Source organism: Endozoicomonas sp. ALC020 (genome assembly GCF_049275935.1).
GTDB lineage: Bacteria > Pseudomonadota > Gammaproteobacteria > Pseudomonadales > Endozoicomonadaceae > Endozoicomonas_A.
Map to the genome: position 1 here is coordinate 1,132,799 of NZ_CP184830.1, position 18,672 is coordinate 1,151,470.

Below are 18,672 nucleotides of genomic sequence, written 5' to 3' on the forward strand. Positions count from 1 at the left end.
TGGACAGTTGCCTGTAACCATTGAAGCAAGTCAACGACCTCGAAAAACTCATCGTGACCAGACTATGTTCTGATATCCAATGAGTCAGCCATCGAATTCAGGTTCATGCTGCTCAAAAACTCTTTGGCAATGAATGTCAGCTCATCGGACCTCAGTACCAGGGCATCACTGGCGTTTTGTGCCTGTCGCAAGTAGGCGTCCTTAACAAGTTTCTCTCGATGGCTAAAGCTACAAATATCAGACATCATGGCAAACAGCTCCTCTGGTGAGGATGGATCATGAGCGCCATAGTCAAAGTTATCGCTGTCACGGTTTCTGTGAGAATGCATGACAGCGTCAACCCAACAATACGTTAAGCGACCGCCTTTTGACTGTGTCACTTCGTAAAGATAATGACTGAAGGCATGTCTGATCGCTTGCTCGCATTTGTTTGTGAAGTCATCAAGAATTTTTTTCTCCTCGTCCGACACCTTGAGGGGGGGCAGAATCTGATTGGCTTTTTCCAATATCTGCTTCAACTCCGGCCTGTTCTCTGCTTTTCGTTGCAGCAGGGCTTGAACCTTTTCCTTAATTGCAATTTCGTCCCATTTGGGGCAACCGATAATAATTGCCGGACGGTGTTTTTCCCTGCCCGAGTTTAACTGTGAAAAAGCAGGCAGTTGCACCAGCATTCGTTCTATATTCGGAATGCCCTCAGGATTGTTCGTCCAGACGTCTTCTATAGAATGATGGGCAATTTGATTTTCAAGGGATGACGAAAACCCGTCATGGCAATGAGTGACGAACAAGGTGTCAGGTTCTTGCCTCTGGTAGTGTTCATAATTCAAACGCCACACCCTACTGTGTTTTTCCCTGGACAACAATGCTTCATACCACTTTCTCAGACAATGGGTGGCTTTAACCTTCAGCTCATCGATGCCTTCCAGAGCTTCCAGTAGCTCATGATGTTCAGAGGCTCTGATAATATTTATGTCATAATCTGGCACTGGATCCAGCCAACCCGATTCCATGGCTTTAAGGGCAAAGTGAATAACCGACGGTTTGGTCAGGTCGCTCTGACCCAATATAGACACCATTGATCTCAACCAGTTGTTAGGATTTGCTCCGCCCTGAATAATCATTCTTGAGTACAATGACTCGAGTTGTTCAGTGACCTGATCTTCATCATTGTCGAGCAAGATTTGTATGACTGCCTCAGACATCGGTTCATAATCGCGACTCCTCCCGTCCCATTCCCAATCGTCGATTTGCACAGAATCGATCGGAGCCTCCGACATCGGTTTATCATTATGACTTTTACTGTTCTCATCCTGATCGTCGCGAGCCACAGTACCGAGCAATTTCTTGTCGTCATTACTCAACGCTTTTGTCTCTGATAACGCTGAGATACCCATGGCAAAACTGGTTAAATTTTTTTCTCCCCAAAGTTTTTTTACCATCTTGAAAATGCTTGGAATTCTTTCTGGCAATGCACTGTTTGTCAGAAAAGGTTTGCCCGGTTTCTCGGGGCTCGTACTCATGGCTTTAGCCAGAGTTTGCTGTTGTGATAAATCTGCCCCTTCCGGGAGATTCTTAAATGTCTTTAACTCAGCGCTGGCACTTTGCAACGTTCTGGTGCGCTGAAATTTTGGTATCACTTTTGTGTTCTTTGTGGGCGCTCCGCCCAAATCCACTGACAGCCAGGTTTGGCCTCCATCCTCGGAACACTCGGCAAAGGCGTGTGTATTGTTAAACATTTGCCGACATGGAATCTTGAAATAACGGCAAAGAGCGACAAAAACAGGCGCACGATGACGACAACGCCCTTGCCGCTGTGTTACCAGGAATTTAAAGAAATTCTCCCCGCGCTTTGGTTTAGTCACCCCGGAAAACTGCCGGCAATACTCCTTGATTGCCTGAATGCGTTCTGCCGTGTCTTGAGCGTCTGCTATTTTCCGCAAAGGCTCCTGTATTTCGGGTGGTTGTTGGTCAATGTTCGTAAACAGTCCTTTCAGTACTTTTTTCATCCCTTTTGAACAGCGGGTGTGAAACCTTATCGATCGTTTTGAGCGAGCTTCTTTAGCCGATGCTTCCAAGTCCGGTTCTCTGGATTCTACGACATAAGAAATTTGAATACGCCGCCCCTTATTAGCTTTGGCCTTTGGAATAAACAGCGTGTGAAGCCCGGTATATTTGTCTCTTTTCAGGGTATATGGCAAATCGGGTTCTATACGCAGGGCCACGATATAGTCATCAGGCGTCAGGCTGGGTAATTCATATTGACCATCTTCTGATGACATCTTGAGGGTCGCCAGGGTTTGATTGCTGGCTAAGATCAATTCCTGATCACGCCCTCCTGGTAAAGGGTCAGGTGTGAGAGTTTCGACCCCCAGGAAGTGCAGGTCATTAATATCGACCGTTCTAATATTACCCTTGTCGGACACACAAACATCACTTGCCCACCAGCGATACATATGGGAAGGATGGTGCTGAGTCTTAAAAACTATTTCACTCTTAACTCGTGGCTTCTTCTCGCACTCATAGTCCGTGTCTCGTTCCAGGCCTATGAAATCTTTCTCGGAGAGTTCCTCGATGAATTTTTCATGAGCCTCATCAGCATTGATGGCTGAGGCTTTGTTAGTATAATCGTCCACCCGCTGGTTCGGCAGAGCACCCATCTGGTGCCAAAACGCAGACCCGTATTGAACTGCATTGGCGTTCCATGTGCTTATCCGCTGATCAGCTTCCTGAAGACAAGACCGGTAAGCGGGTAATTTTAGCGTTTTTTTCTCTTCTTCCGTCAGGGGAAATACGCTATTGGCGTCAATGCCCGTCTTGTCAAACTTACGATCAAACCAGCTTTGCTGCCAGTGTCGGTACAGTGCCCGGGTGAGAGCATTGTCCGACGGGTCCGGATTCAGGGAAAGACCGAATGCCTGCCATTGTGACTGAGCGACCATCCTGATGATTTCTGTTTTGGTTTTTTTTCCAGTCAGACCGGTCTTGAAACAAATCTCATGGTGTTTTTCATCAATACTGTTGCGATCACTGCGTCGTATCAACCATGGACGACTAATGCCCGATACCCTTTCGTTGAGCCATTTGCAAAGTCCGGAATCAAGTGCTCCTTTACCCATGACAAGAGCCGGTGACTTCGGCAGTTCCTCCAGCGACAGGTTGGCAGCCATCAGGTAAAGCCGGTAGTGCTGATTGAGGCATTGACGAAGTGCTTTTTCGCTAAAATTGCCTCCTCTTTTGACAGCCATGGCGACATTCTGTAAATCGCGGCTGGTGGGCTGTAACGGCAGGTCTTTGCGTTGCAGGCAGGCCCTTAAACGACAATGTTTTTCAGTCAGCCATTTGGCGACGAATTTCCCTTTTGGGGAGTTTGGCAACACTTTCTTGGCAATGTTCTGCAATTCTGTCGAGTTATACTGGCGGATCGGCAAATGCCGAAAACGTCCTTTCAGCGCCGGTGATAAGGGTTTTCGCCCGCTGTACTCGGGTGGGTTGATGGTGGCAAACAGGTGGAAACCCGGATGGGCGTCACCGGCCAGAATATCGTTTAACTCACCTTCCAGATGCTGGCTGTCGATCAGATTCATTTCCGAAACCACCACGATGCCGCCTTTCACTTTTGCTTTCTGGATCGCTTCACACACTTTATCCCAGGAACAATCACAGGCATTCAGGAGAGAGACCCCTGGCATGGATTCTTGCCGTTGCCTGGCCTGCTGTCTGACACTTTCAATCATCAGGTTCAGCGTGGCATCCTTACCCCGCCCGGCTGGGCCTTCAATCAACGTCGCTTGTCGTCCGCCGTGTTTTCTGTCGTGATGATAAGCCTGCTGACAGCGGCTTAAATCCTGTCCCAGCCCTTGCACCAGTTCAATGACTGCCGATCCGGAGGCATCAAACTCAGGTCGGAATTTTTTGGTGTATGCTCCGAAGTCTCGCTGAATATCTGGCAGGGTGTAGTTATGAACTTTGTCGCGCAGGGTGTTGTCCGGGTGGTAACGGGCAGCAAACCAGATTTCCAGTGCCGAAAGGGCATCCTGTTGAGTCTCGCTGATTTCGGGACCCAGTACATCCCGAAAACTTTGCTGGATCAAACTGTTCACTTGCTCACAGCTAACACTGTCGCCTTCCGACAACGCACGATCCAGATACCAACCCACCCAGCTACAGATGTCGGTTAAATCCCTGGGGGTAAACTCATGCTCGGGCAACAGCTCCTGATAATATTGCCACAGAGCCATCAGGCTCTTGGTGGCACTGTGTGCAATGTCGTTTATTTGCTGCTCCGGCAGATGCCGTTGTGATAAATGATTGACCAGAGCCGGTTCCACCACCCTGTCCTCAAGGAAAGCCTGATCCAGGCGTGGGTAATAAGCCTTGGGCAGTTTCTCTTTCAGGGCCGGATCGAGCTGGCGCCCGGAGTAATGATCCGAATTGCCGGTGAGAATCACCCGGTGTTTTGGGCTGACCGGAACAGGGTGACCATTGACATAGATGCAAGGCTTTGGCTCCCATAAGCCGTTCAATGACGCCAGTAATCCGGTTTTAGCCAGGTTGGCTTCATCCAGAACCAGAGTAATGTATTCTCCATCTGTGTCCTCTGGGATAGTAGCCCATTCCATCAGAGTCCGGTTTTGTTGCATCATAGAGCGGTCGCCATCGGTATGCTCCCGCCACTGCCAGCGTTTCATCAGGGTCTGTTCGCTGTCGGAAGGTCCAAGGGAAATGACCTTAGCCTGTCCTAAAGCCTCTGCCATCTTTGCTGAAAAGTAACTTTTCCCGGTGCCGGTTTCTCCTTGCAGAAATATAACGGGAGAGTCCGTAAGCCGGTCATGAAGTCGCGATAATCGACGACTTTCACGATCTTTCTGACTTATCTTGCCGTGATAAAGATCCCGGGCCAGTGCTGACAGGGGCATATCAGCGGAACCCTGCCATTTCAGTGATTCAGACAGTCGATTTTCAATACGTTCAATGCGCTCTGCCTCGGAATTCGTTGTTCTGGCCATGTGGAAACAATCGGTGGCCAGAGCCTGAATGGCATCGGATCGGATCTGCCCTTGTGACAAAGGTAAATGCCAGCCGCAAGCCAGCCCGTCCCGCAAACGTTTGATCTGTCTTTCTGGCCTGATGGTTAACGATGAATATTGCTCTGTTGCCTTCGGATCGACTTCCAACTGATAGGCTATGGTCTGTCGTTGTTGTTCAGGCGCATGAGCCAGGATCATGGCACAGAGCCTGTCCAGAGCTTTTTTGTCAGCCGATTGTGGAAACGGACTTTTATAGGACAGTTGTAATTCGGTACCTTTAAATACTGCCGGGTCAAAGGCTCGGGCCAGTGGCCACAGGTTCTGCTCCACAAACTCTCTATCCAAATGCCGGGCACTGTTGATGATGGCAGTTAACTGATCCGGGTCTACCGAGGCGGCCTGACCCTCTTGCGGCTTCTGATGAGCATCCGGCGTGTTATCCGGTAACAATTGCCAACAAGCCACTTTCATAAAATCACGCACGGATGGATTTTGCCGGGTGCCATGGGTGATGACGCTATTGATGGCTTTGCGCCAGTGGCGGGGTAAAAGCTGTTGGGACTGGTCCACCTGTTTTGCCCGCCGGGCAGCCAGTATCAGATTATTCAACAACCCTTCGGTGATTTCAGGCAGAGCATTACAAAGGCCAACAGGTACGGTTTTAAACGCTTCGTAAAGTTTATCAAGTGCTTGTTCTGGCACCTCGGTTCGGGCGATACCATGCCTGGAGACGCTGATACCCCAAAGATCAACCTTGGGACACGGCTTACTCCTGGCAACCATTGCACGAAATACCGAAGACGGGCTTTTTGCAGAATCAGGCCAGAGTACTGTGATATGAGCTTGTGGGTAGGCCTGCAATTGGCCATTGAGCAACAGAGGCTGGCCAACCACCAGAGGTTCCAGACGCTGCTGAAGCTCCGGATTACTCTCCAGTCCCCGAAAAATAACCGGCGTGCCAGCGATTAATGCCTCCTGCAATTTACTCTGACGTCGTCCAAAATGGGCCTTTTGTTCCGAGGTGATATGGATATTATCAAATAGCTCACTGAAGCTGGTTTGTTCATTGACCTGAATAACCAGAGGTGCTCCCCGCTGATTATTCAGCCAATGACTTGCCTGGGCATGTTGCTGATAAGTGAAGGTATTAAAAGCAGCATGATCTTTAACTTTTTTCTGTGGCTGTTGGCTCCCGGGCAAAGGGTGCTCATCGTTTTTTGTCAATCCCAGGGCATTCGGCTGCTTTTTCCAATGCGCCACCTGAAGTCGGGGCTCCAGACCAGTCGTTTCGCGAATAGTCTGCAGTGAGCCCAGTAAACAAAACCATTCTGCCTCAGTGAGGGGAGACGTGACGGTGACGGTACCACCCGCCCGAACTTGCTCCAACAGACAGGTGTTAGGGGTGGCATAGCCTCCGGGAGCAATTGCAATGGGGCTCAGCCAATCCGTGATATTATTCTCGTTAATGATGATCGGGTTTCGTGGTGCGTGCTTTTTATCAAGTCCTTTGTCATCTTCTTTATAAGAGTGAGACAGGCTTTGGTACAATGAATGAAGCTCGTCCTTCCCTACCGGCATCTGATAAAACTGAACATTGTCGGGTAACTGACAAATCTTGCCGTTGCTCTCGAAGCTCTGTTGCGCCAACATCTGTCGAATCGTCTGTTCAAAGGCCAGATCATCCCAGTTGGCCCCTTTCAGAATCACTCGTTGTCCGGCCTTTAATGACTCAAGTCTGCCGGGCAGGTGCCGGATTCGCCCTTTTTCATCCACTCCGGGGCCGCCCAGAAGCAACTGTCGCCAGTGGCTGTGCAGGTGACAGTCAATAACAAGGGTATTGTCGTTATCCATGGTGCTCTCAGCGGGAGAGAATTCAGCCAATACCGGAGGAACACTGTCGATGTTTATTGCCCGGGCATTGCCGGTCTGAGCATCGAAATGCCAGGAATTGCCCGGTCGATTAATTCGCCGCCAGAAATCAGCCCCCGGAGCGCCGGCCGCCAATGCGCCTTCACAATGGCCAACTGATGCCAACTGTGCAGGGTCTGCCACGACCAATAGAGAAACATGCTTGCCCAGGGGGCGTTTCTTACGGCTGACTTTGTCGTACAGACAGGGGTTATCGGGGTCCAGCAGGTCGTTAAATTTTGGCAGTGCTTTGCTGGCGAGCTTTCGGATATCTATTACCAGGGTAAATGGCTGTGAACCTTCAAACAGTTTGCCCGGATACAGCGTGTTGCGACCATCACCGGAAATGCTCAGTCGGCTCACCAGGTTAGCCTGTGAGAGGTCATCGGGATGGGTAATAAGGGTGACTTCCCGATGTTCATCGCGGGTCTGGGCAACTAAAAGCTGTCGCACCTGATCATTACTGGCGACAAAACGAAAATCGAAGGCGTGAGGGGGCCTTTGAGTCGCGGAGTCCTTTGAAGATACGGTTCTCACTCTGTCCGGCGACGCAACCTGAGGTGCCGATCCATTGAGTTTGGGCGTTACACCAGGGCAGACATCCGTATTTTTTGACGATAAATACAGACTTGCTCCCCTGGCTGGCATGCCACCATCAGGAACGGGGTAATTTATTTTCTCACCAATACGACCATCCATAGTCAATCTTCCTCCCTACAGTCATTTGCAGGAATAAATTAAAGCTGTTTAATTATTTGACCTTAAGAAAGTACTAAAGTTCCGTTTTGATGATTATCCCTGGTGAGGAAAGAAAGTCAGCGGAGAAGAAAGTCAGCGATCTCAAAAAACGCATCATGAACTGATATCCCAGTGCTGACGGGCAGCGTAGCTGACCCCGTCAAGCGAGTTCGTTATGCGCGTTCTATTTTTTGTCCGTGTACATGTCGTTTGTCAGGAGATGGTTTTACTTGTTATAAGGTTGCACCAGTTATTTGATGTAATGCTGCTTGCGTCAAAAAATCACTTCGATCTTTGTACTTTCCACCACTCTTAACGATTTGATCTATATGAGCAATAAGAAGATCAGACATGCTGACATTGATTCTTTTTTGCTTTCCCAGAACTTCATCTACTTCAATATCTATAAAAGCCCATTCGGTAAAATCTTCATAATCAGGATTATTCGAATAATCTTGTTTGTTTGATAATGCAATTTGAGATAGATCTAATTCTCCATTAAGAGCCATCTCTTCCATAACTGTAAATGCGGCATCTTTTGCATTTTTTACAATATCATCAAACTCATCAGCTGCAGAATAGGCTGAGTATTTATCATTGCACAGAGCAGGAATTACAATACCATAGGCTGTGTTATTGTCTTCCGCTTTTTCTATACCAATTTTAAATAACATGTCTTGCCTCACATTAATATAATTTCTTTATCGATTCTGAGGGGGAGATCACTCCCCTGCCCATTTCAGCAACTTTGTTACAAGCCCCTTTCCAAGTTTCCTTTTCGGATGAGGAACGGAAGTTCTTTTCCCTTCCTTGTTTATCCATATCTCATGAGAGCCTTTGCCTTGCCTTAAGAACCTGCAACCCCTGGCTTCAAGTTCTTTTCTTAGTTCGTCCGAAGTCATTCGACCTCCCTAAACTTGCATAACAGAAGTATACACACGCACACACACTGCAAGCAAACCTTTCCATACACAGTTATGTGTAAAGAGCTTTTTGTTTTAATTTCAGATAGATACAGATGTCGGAACGAATAACGAAGATAAGCTTACTGAAGAGTTTGCCAATATGCATAGCGCCGAAAACACCGGCGCAGCTATGCTGCCACCGAGTGCTTTGACTTGTTAGGGGCAATGACTTGATAGACACTCTTTGCTACTACTTCAGCTAGTGTGACGGGAACGGCGTTACCAATTTGCCTCATGCACTCACTCCATACTCCGGCAACATGATAATCATCAGGAAATGTTTGAATTCTTGCAGCCTCACGTACGGTGAAATACCTAATTGAATTATCATTAAAGCGAACCATATTTTCCCCGCCGGGGACACCATGATCTCCCGCTTTTAATGTTTTAGAAGGCTCGTCGATGGGACTTCCTGTGTGACCAGGATATGATTTGGCACCATCTTTAAATACATGGTTGTTAAAATCATTCTTTCTTTTAGGCGAAGGTAAATCTTGTATAGCTTCCCTGACAGTAACCCATGGTTTTTCTTCAGTTTGGAATAGCCCATACTTTTTTTGAAGACGTGAAGCAATTTTCTCTGGGTTTTGATTTAGTTTTGGCCTATCGAATTTAGAAACCTTGAGGCGCTTCCAGTAATCTCCAGTAACCCATTGATCCCATAGCAATGCATCTTGAGAGTGAGTAGCCTTGGGAAAACTCCACTCGACATTTAAATCATTACGGAAGCCAACAATGAAAACTCGCTCTCTTTTTTGAGGAACACCATAATCTGCAGCATTCAGAAGTCTGTACACGACATTGTATTTAAGACCTCTATATTTGCCTTTCGTGTGAGTTTCTTCGAGTCGCGCTAAATGACTCTCCCAGTCTTCGCCATCTGCCTTAGAGATATTTGGGTAAGATAATTGCAATATTATGTATTCAAAATATGTGCTGAAATTTTTTCTCAGCAATCCCTTAACATTTTCAAATATAAAAGAGTCAGGCCTTGACTCTCTTACTGCTCGAACAGCTTGAGGAAACATATCTCTGTTATCGTTAAACGCCTTGTGCTTTCCACCTAAAGAAAATGGTTGGCAGGGAGGGCCACCTGCAACGAGAGAAAGACTGCCTCTATATTTTTGGAATGATATATTTCTTACATCTTCATGCTGGATATCCCAGCTTTTTATTTGAGCTTGTCCCTCATCATGATTCTTTAACAGTGTGTTTACAGCATCTTTATTAAATTCAACGAGCATTTCATGCTTAAAGCCACTGTTTGCCAACCCCAAAGCTAACCCGCCTGCTCCAGAAAATAGCTCGACTGAGTTAGGTTGATTTTTGGACATGATAAATACCTATTTTTTCTTCAACTTTATTCTCATTCGGTGGCGTACCTTTTAGTCGATCAGCCCAAACTCTGCCGGGATGAAGCACGTCCCATTCAGATTTTGCTTGCTCATACCTCCCCTTACCGGGATCATGATTGCCAAACCCATCTATATGAGAGTTCCAAAGAGGATTATACCTGCGAGTCATCGCCGCTTCCACAGTACTTATAAGGTCAGCTTCCTGATCTTGTAACACGATAAACCTGCATGAAAAATCTTCAATCTGAAGATTCTCCGCAGCATTAATGCTTCTCGCGTGCTCGTTTAAACTTCTGTATAAAGCGGAATCATTTTCTTTAAGACTACCCCGACCTTGCCTCCATCCCGGCAGTACTGCTTTACCCACATAAATTGGAAGATCTGGAGTTTTGCTATAGATCTTTCTGTACTGTGGAAAATCCCCTTTGTAATAAAGTGCATATACGCCACCGCCTGCGAATTTGACCTCCGGTGGAAGTTTTTCAAACGGCGTATTTATCATAAATTCAACTGCGTCTTCGATAAGCTCTACAAAAGACTCCGACCGATAAATATGTTCTTCTATCTTCATTTACATCCCCAGTTAAAATCTTGGGTAGCCGCTAACACCAGAGCTGACGGGCTGGCAAAGCCAGTCCCCGACAAGCGAGTTGTTTGGTGCACAGAGACACCTAACACATATTCAACGATTTATAGATCGAGTTCAAATTCATGCGATTCAAAAACTCTTCGGCAATTTTTAACAGCTCATCGGATTTGAGTACCAGAGCGTTATTGGCGTTGAGTGCCTGTTTTAAACAGCTATCCTTGATAGATTTCTGAAACGATAAAGAACTATCAATATTACACATCATGAAAAACAGCTCTTCTGCTGAAGCCGGGTCATGAGCGCCATAGTAGTCGGGGTCCCTGGAGTCCCCGATGTAAGCATTGGCCCAACAATACGTCAGGCAACTGCCTTTTGTGTGTGTCACTTCATACAGGTAATGAATGACAGCCTGCTCAATCGTTTGCGTACATTTGAATTTTAAAACATGCAAAAGCTTTCTGTCCTCCCATGACACCTCAAGGGACTTCAGAGTGGGTTCGTAACTGCGCTTGATGGCACGTTTTTTTTTCTCCATGCAGTCAACATCCATTTCACTATCAGGATAAGAACTATCCACTGCATCCAGCTCATGTTGGAGTTGTTTTTCCTTTGCCTCATATTGATTGATCTTTTCCAATAACTGCTTCAAGTCGGGGTTGTTCCTGGCTAACAGGGTTTCGATCTTTTTATCCATCACTTCGCTGCGGAAGGAAGGTCTTCCCATAATAATCACCGGACGGCAGTTCGCAGTGCCCGGGGTTAACTTCACAAATGCGGGGAGATGCACCAGCATTCGTTCTATATTCGGAATGCCCTCAGGTTCGTCCGTCCAGATGTTTTGTAAAGATTGACTGGCCATTTTATCTTCAAGGAATGGTGAAAACCCGCCATGACAATGAGTGATGAACGGGACATTGTCCTCTTCACTTTGGAAGTATTTATAACCCAGACGCCATACCTGACTATTTTTTTCCCTGGACAACAATTCCCTGTACCACTTTTTCAGGCAGAGGACGGCATTAACCTTGAGTTCATCGATGCCTTCCAGAAACGCCAATAGATCGTGATGTTCATGAGCTCCTACAATATGGTGTTCGTAGACTGGCAATGGATCCAGCCAACCCGATTGCAGAGCTTCCCGGGCAAAGTGAATAACCGCAGGGTTGGCCAAGTCACTGTATTTCAGTATATCCATCATTGAACTCAGCCACTGGCAGGGGTCTGCTCCGCACTGAATAATCATTTTTGAGTGCAATGACTTGAGTGGTTCAATGACCTGATTTGCAGCACTGCTGGATAAGATTTGTTTGACTGCCTCCGACATCGGTTTCCAGGTATACCCATCGGGGTCATGCACATCACCGATCAATTGCTTTTCCAGATGGCCCAATGTTTTTGTCTCCAACATTGAGACACCCATGGAAAAACCGGCTAAATCTTTTTCTTTCCAGAGATTCTTAACCATTTCGAAAGTACCTGGATTTGTGTCTGGTAATGCATTGTTTCCCTCAAGGGCTTTGTTCAGTTCCTCAAAACTGATACCGCAGGCTTTGGCCAGAGCTTGCTGTTGTGCTGAATCAGTTCCTTTCAGGAGATCCTTAATTTTCTTTGATGCAGTGCCGGAACTACCGCTCTTCCGGGTGGGCTGGAAGTCAGGTGTGATTTCTGTTGTCTGCACAGGCTCACCGCCCAAATCCACTGGCTCCCAGGTTTGGCCTCTATCCACAGAATACTCAGCAAAGCTGTGGACAAGGTTGCTTATTTGCCGACATGGAATCCCGAAATAACGACAAAAAGCGATAAAAACAGGCACACGATGACGACAGCTACCTTGCCGCTGTGTGACGAGGAATTGAAAGAAATTGTCACTACTCTCGGGTCGGGCCTTACCAGAAAACTGCTGGCAATAGTCAGTGATCGCCTTAATGCGTTGCCTCGTGTCCTCAGTGCTTTTCATTGTCTGTAAAAGCGCCTCTACTTCGGCTGGGTATTGGTCAGTGGTCGTAAACAGCTCATCCAGTACATTTTTCATAGCCTCTGAACACTGGCTGTCGGAATCTATTGACCGTTCAGGCCGGGTTCCTTTAGTGCTCGTTTTTCTGGGTTCTACGACGTAAAAAAATTGAATACTCTGCCAAGCGCTGGCCTCTGGAATAGTCAGTGAGTGAAGCCCGGTATATCGATCCCTGACCAGGGTAAATGGCAAATCGGGTTCGATACGCAAAGCCACGATATAGTCGTCAGGCGTCAGGCTGGGCAAGTCAAATTGACCGTTGCAGGATGATCTCTTGAGGGTCGCCAGCGTCTGATCTTCGGCTAATGTCACTTCCTGATCATGCCCTGGTAACCGGGCAGGTATGAGGGTTTCAATCCCAAGAGTGGGTTTGTCATTAATGACGATCCGTTTGACATCACCTTCAGCAGTCACGTAAATCTCCTTTGCCCACCAGCGATACATATGGAAAGAAGGGGTCTGCGTATTAAAAATTTTATGGACGTTAACGGGTGGCTTCTCCTGATTTTCATAGTTCGTGTCCTGGTCCAATGTCGGAGTCTGTTTCTGTTGGACTTCCGGATCGTATTGTTCAGGAGCCTTATCATCGCCGGTTTCGAACGCTTCGCTCATAGACCTCTCCACCCAATGGTTTGGCAGATCCCTTATCTGATGCCAAAACCCGGGACATAACTGAACTTCGTGGGCGTTCAATGGGACTATCCGCTGATCGGCCTCTCGCAGATAAGGCTGGGATGCCGGTAATTTCAACGTTTGTTTTTCCTCTTCGGTCAGGGGAAATACACTATCAGCGTCTACACCTGTCCGGCCAAACTCATGATTAAACCAGCGGTGCTGCCAGTATCGGTACAGTGCTCCGGTGAAAATATCGTCCGACGGATCGGGCTTCAGGGAAAGACCAGATGCCAGCCACTTTGCCTGAGCCATCATCCTGATGATTGCCGTTCTGGCTGCCTTTTCAGTCAGACGAGCCTTGAAACGAATTTCATGGCGTTTTTCATCAATACTGTTGAGATCACTGCGTCGTATTAACCACGGACGGTCAATGCCCGATACCATTTGGTTGAACCATTGGCAAAGTCTGAAATCAGGCTCACTTTTACCCATGGCAAGAGCCAATGACTCAGGCAGTTTCTCCACTGACAGGTCAGCGGCCATCAGATAAAGTCGGTAGTGCTGATCGAGGCATTGATAAAGTCCTTTTTCGCTAAAGTCGCCCCTTCTGATAACAGCCCTGGCGACATTCTGTAAATCAAGGCTGGAGGGCTGTAACGGCAAGTTATTGCGTTGCAGGTAAGTCCTCAATCGACAATGTTGCTGAGTCAGCCATTCAGCCACCATTTTCCCTTTTGGGGTCTGTGGCAACACTTTCTCAGCGATGGTCTGCAATTCGGCCCGGTTATACTGCCGGATGGGCAAATGTCGAAAACGCCCTTTCAGGGCCGGTGATAAAGGTTTTCGCCCACTGTACTCAGGAGGGTTGATGGTGGCGAACAGGTGGAAACCCGGATGAGCGTCACCGGCCAGAATATCGTTTAACTCACCTTCCAGATGCTGGCTGCCGATCAGATTCATTTCCGAAATAACCACTATGCCGCCATGGACTTTTGCCGTCTGGATCGCTTCACACACCTTGTCCCAGGAACAATCACAGGCATTCAGGGGAAAGACCTCCGGCATGGATTCTCCCCGTCGTTCAGCCTGCTGTCTGAAACTTTCGATCACCAGGTTCAGTGTGACATCTTTACCCCGTCCGACCGGTCCTTCAATCAGTGTCGCCTGTCTTCCGTCGTGTTTTATGTTGAGATGATAAGCCTGCTGACAGCGGCTTAAATCCTGTCCAAGCCGTTGTACCAGTTCAATGACTGCCGATCCGGAGGTATCAAACTCAGGTCGGATCTCTTGGCTGAATGTTTTGAAGGCCTGCTGAATATCTGACAGGGTGTGATTATGAACTTTGTCACTCAGGCTGTTCTCCGGTTCGTAACGGGTAGCAAACCAGATTTCCAGTGCCAGCTGGGCATCCTGATGAGTCCCGGTAATTTCGGGACCCAGTACATCCAGAAAGCCCTGTTGGATCAAACTGTTGATTTGTCCGGAGGTAACGGGGTCATCTGCGGGCAGCGCACGATCCAGATACCAGCCCACCCAACTGCAGATATCCGTTAAATCCCTGGGGGTAAACTCATGCTCAGGCAACAGCTCCTGATAATGTTGCCAGAGCACCATCACAGTTCCGACAGTATTGCGTACAATGTCGTTTATTTGCTGCTCTGGCAGATGCCGTTGCAACTGATTGACCAGAGCCGGTTCCACCACTCTATCCTGAAGGAAAGCCTGATCCAGGCGTGGGTAGTAAGCCCTGGGCAGTTTTTCCCTGAGGGCCGGGTCCAGCTGGCGTCCGGCATAATGATCCGGGTTGCCGGTGAGAATCACCCGGTGTTTTTCGCTGACCCTGACAGGATGACCATTCACATAAATGCAGGGTTGCGCTTCCCACAAGCCGTTCAATGTCGCCAGCAATCCGGCCCGGGCCAGGTTAGCCTCATCCAGCACCAGGGTGATATAGCTTCCTCCAACACAGCCTTCGTCTTTGTGAGTTCCGGTATTGGCCCATTCCATCAATGCCCGGTTTTGTTGCGCCATAGAGCGGTCGCCGTCGGCGTGTTGTTGCCATTGCCAGCGTTTCATCAGGGTTTGTTCGCTGTCAGAAGGTCCAAGGGAAATCACCGCAGCCTGTCCTGAAGCCCTCGCCATTTTGGCGGAAAAGTAGCTTTTCCCGGTGCCGGTTTCCCCCTCGAGGAATATAACGGGAGAGTCTTTAAGCCGGTCATGGAGTCGGGATAATCGACGGTTTTCACGATCCTCCTGACTCATCTTGCCGTGATAAAGATCCCGGGCCAGTGCGGACAGGGACACATCGGCAGAACCCCACCATTTCAGTGATTCAGACAGCCGATTTTCTATGCGTTCAACGGGTTCTGCCTCAGAATTCGCTGTTCTGGCCATGTGAACACAATCGCTGGCCAGAGTGTGGATGGCTTCGTATCGGGTCTGCCCCGGTGGCAGAAGTAACTGCCAGCCAGAAGCCAGTGCATCTTGCAAACGTTTAATCTGTCTGGTTGGTCTGGTGGCTAAGGATTGCCAGGGCTTTGTTGCCGCCGGATCGACTGCCAGCTGATAGGCTACAGCATTTCGTTGTTTTTCCGGTGCGTGGGCCAGGATTATGGCACAGAGCCTGTCCATAACTTCTTTTTCACCCTGCACTGGAAATGGACTTTCATAGGACAGCTGTAATTTGGCATCTTTAAAGACTGCCGGGTCAAAGGCCCGGGCCAGCTGCCACAGGTTCTGCCTGACAAACTTTCTATTCAGTCGCGGGGTGCTACTGATGATGGTCGCTAACAGGTCCGCGTCTACCGAGGCGGCTTGATTCTCATCCGGCTTTTTATGGGCATCCGTCGTCTTGTCCGGTAACAAGTGCCAGCAAGCCACTTTCATAAAATCCCGCACTGACGGATTCTGCCGGGCACCATGGGTGATGACGCTGTTGATGGCCTTGCGCCAATGGCGGGTCAGGAGCTGAGGAGACTGGTCAACCTGCTGTGCTCGTCGGGCAGCCAGTATCAGGTTATTCAACAGGCCTTCGGTCATTTCTGGCAGAGGGTTACACAGGTGGGCAGGTACGGTTTCAAACGCTTCGTAAAGTGAGTGCAGTGCCTGTTCCGGCAGTTCAGTGCGGGAGATATCATGCCTGAGGGCATTGATATCCCAGAGATCGACCTCAGGACAGGGGGTAGCCGCGGCGACCATCGAATTAAATATTGAAGAGGGGCTCTGCACAGACTCAGGCCAGAGTAGGGTGACATTAGCCTGCGGGTAGGCCTGTAATTGGCCATTGACCAACAGAGGTTGCCCAACCGCCAGGGGTTCCAGAAGTTGCTGAAGTGTTGGGTTAGTCTCCAGCCCGCGCAATACCACCGGCTTGCCAGCGGTTAATGTCTGCTGCAAGCCACTCTGATGTCGTCCAAAATGTGCCTTTTGTTCCGAGGTGATACGGATATTATCAAAAAGCTGGCTGAAGCTGGTCTGTTCATTCACCTGAATAACCAGGGGGGCTTGCGGGTAATGATTGATCCAGTGACTTACCTGGGCCTGTTGCTGATAAGTGACTGCATTAAAAGCAGACTGATCTCTGATATTGAACAGAGGTTGTTCATGGTTTTCTGCCAATCCCAGGGCTTCTGGTTGCTGTCCCGGATGAGCCACCTGAAGTCGGGGCGTCAGGCCGGTTGTGTCGCGAATAGTCTGCAGTGAACCCAGCAAACGAAACCAGAGAGCCTCAGTGAGGGGAGACGTTATGGTCACTGCAGCACCCGCCTGAATTTGCTCCAACAGACAGGTATTAGGGGCTGCATAGCCTCCCTGGGCAATGGCAATCGGGCTCAGCCATTCTCTGATATTAACCTGGTTAATAATGATCGGGCCTGGTGGTGCGTGCTTTTTATCAGATCCTTTGTCAGCTTCTTTGTCACCTTCTTTGTCGCGAGAGCGGGACAGGCTTTGGAACAGTGAATGAAGTTCGTCATTCCCTACCGGCATTTGATAAAACTGAACATTGTCGGATAACTGACAAACCTTGCCATTGCTCTCAAAGCGCTGTTGCGCCAGTATCTGTCGAATCGTTTGTTCAAAGGTCAGATCCTGCCAGTTGGCCCCTTTCAGAATCACCGTTTGTCCGGTCCTCAATGATTCAAGCCTGCCAGGAATGTGCCGGATTCGCCCCTGTTGATCCACTCCGGGGCCGCCCAGAAGCAACTGTCGCCAGTTATTGTGCAAGTGACAGTCAATAAGAACGGTATTATCCAGAGCAATTTCGGCACTGGGGTATTCAGGCAATATCGGGGGAGCCTTGCAGCTGGTCATTGATGGGGTATTGCCGGTCTGAGTATCGAACTGCCAGGTATTTCCCGGTCGATTAATTCGCCGCCAGAAATCGGCCCCCGGTGCGTCGGCCCCCGGTGCGTCGGCCCCCGGTGCATCGGCCCCCGGTGCATCGGCCCCCGGTGCTTCCCCACGTCTGCCAACCGATCTCAACTGTTCAGGAGCCGCCAGCACCAATAGAGAAACATGCTTGCCCAGAGGACGTTTCCTGTGCCTGACTTTGTCGTACAGACAAGGATTATCCGGGTCCAGTAGATCGTTAAATTTCGGCAGTTCAGCGCTGGTGAGTTTTCTGATATCCATCACCAAAGTTAATGGCTGCGAACCTTCGAACAGCTTACCTGAGCGCAGAGTGTGGCGACCATCGCCGGAAATGCTCAACCGGCTCACCAGGTTAGCCTTTGAGAGGTCATCGGGATGAGAAATAAGGGTGACATCCCGATATTTATCGCCGGTTTCGGCAACTAAAAGCTGTCGAACCTCATCGTCACTGGCAACAAAACGAAAATCGAAGGAATGAGGGGTTATTGGGGGCGGGGAATTGGCTGAGAAAAGACTTGTCGTCCTGTCAGGCAAGATTATCGGAGGTAAGGATCTATTGAGTTGGGGGGTTGAGCAGACCTCTACAATCTTTGCCGATGCGTACTGATTCGCTTTCTTGGCGGGCGGAACATTATTATTATCAGGAAAAGCTTTGCTTTTTTGCCCAACAATACGACCATCCATAGTCAATCTCCCACCTGTTATCCGAAGGACTGTACTGAAATTGTTTAAGCGTAAGACCTTCAGAAAGGATGGAAGTTCCGTAAGGACAGTTACCCAAATCCACTCTACAGGGGACAATTCTCCCGTCATTCCCGCGAAGGAGAGGCTGTCGCAAAACTCTGGTTCCCGCCTTCACTCCTGTCATTCCCGCCTTCACTCCTGTCATTCCCGATTTCATTCTCGTCATTCCCGCGAAGGCGGGAATCCACACTGACTCACCACCAGAACCATACTGCCTGGTGCTCCCCTGGCCTTGTCATCCCCGAGAAGGCAGAGATCCACCGTTGGCGCTGGATTCCCGCCTTCGCGGGAATGACGAACTCAGAGCATGGGAACGAGCTGTTGGAGTTTTGCGACACCCTCAGAG

At 48.8% G+C, this 18,672-nt stretch carries 7 protein-coding genes; all 7 read right to left on the minus strand.

The genetic code is table 11. From position 1 onward, the window contains the following. Positions 1-62: 62 nt before the first annotated feature. A complete protein-coding gene (locus ACOJUO_RS03640; RefSeq protein ID WP_422138946.1) occupies positions 63-7,634 on the minus strand; it encodes an AAA family ATPase in 7,572 nt (2,523 codons plus the stop codon). 272 nt (positions 7,635-7,906) lie between these two features. Beyond that, on the minus strand, positions 7,907-8,347 hold the full coding sequence (locus ACOJUO_RS03645; protein ID WP_422138947.1) for a type II toxin-antitoxin system HicB family antitoxin: 441 nt from the start codon (positions 8,345-8,347) through the stop codon (positions 7,907-7,909). Between the two features lie 48 nt (positions 8,348-8,395). Continuing rightward, a complete protein-coding gene (locus ACOJUO_RS03650; RefSeq protein WP_422135406.1) occupies positions 8,396-8,575 on the minus strand; it encodes a type II toxin-antitoxin system HicA family toxin in 180 nt (59 codons plus the stop codon). Between the two features lie 191 nt (positions 8,576-8,766). Then, positions 8,767-9,972: a DNA cytosine methyltransferase gene (locus ACOJUO_RS03655; protein WP_422138948.1), complete on the minus strand. Its 1,206-nt coding sequence runs from the start codon at positions 9,970-9,972 to the stop codon at positions 8,767-8,769. Next, the gene (locus tag ACOJUO_RS03660; RefSeq protein ID WP_422138949.1) at positions 9,953-10,564 is read right to left on the minus strand and encodes an Eco29kI family restriction endonuclease; all 612 of its coding nucleotides are present in this window, start codon (positions 10,562-10,564) and stop codon (positions 9,953-9,955) included. The genes ACOJUO_RS03655 and ACOJUO_RS03660 overlap by 20 nt, the downstream gene beginning before the upstream one ends. Before the next feature lie 100 nt (positions 10,565-10,664). After that, positions 10,665-18,266, minus strand: a complete 7,602-nt coding sequence (locus tag ACOJUO_RS03665) for an AAA family ATPase (RefSeq protein WP_422138950.1) — start codon at positions 18,264-18,266, stop codon at positions 10,665-10,667. A gap of 125 nt (positions 18,267-18,391) precedes the next feature. Beyond that, entirely contained in the window at positions 18,392-18,514 is a 123-nt protein-coding gene (locus ACOJUO_RS03670) for a hypothetical protein (protein ID WP_422138951.1), read from the minus strand. Between the last annotated feature and the right edge of the window lie 158 nt (positions 18,515-18,672).

Excerpts from the sequence above, each read along its gene's own strand:
- ACOJUO_RS03645 (WP_422138947.1), bottom strand. The coding sequence starts at position 8,347 with ATGTTATTTAAAATTGGTATAGAAAAAGCGGAAGACAATAACACAGCC.
- ACOJUO_RS03650 (WP_422135406.1), bottom strand. The coding sequence starts at position 8,575 with ATGACTTCGGACGAACTAAGAAAAGAACTTGAAGCCAGGGGTTGCAGG.
- ACOJUO_RS03655 (WP_422138948.1), bottom strand. The coding sequence starts at position 9,972 with ATGTCCAAAAATCAACCTAACTCAGTCGAGCTATTTTCTGGAGCAGGC.
- ACOJUO_RS03660 (WP_422138949.1), bottom strand. The coding sequence starts at position 10,564 with ATGAAGATAGAAGAACATATTTATCGGTCGGAGTCTTTTGTAGAGCTT.
- ACOJUO_RS03640 (WP_422138946.1), bottom strand. The coding sequence starts at position 7,634 with ATGGATGGTCGTATTGGTGAGAAAATAAATTACCCCGTTCCTGATGGT.
- ACOJUO_RS03665 (WP_422138950.1), bottom strand. The coding sequence starts at position 18,266 with ATGGATGGTCGTATTGTTGGGCAAAAAAGCAAAGCTTTTCCTGATAAT.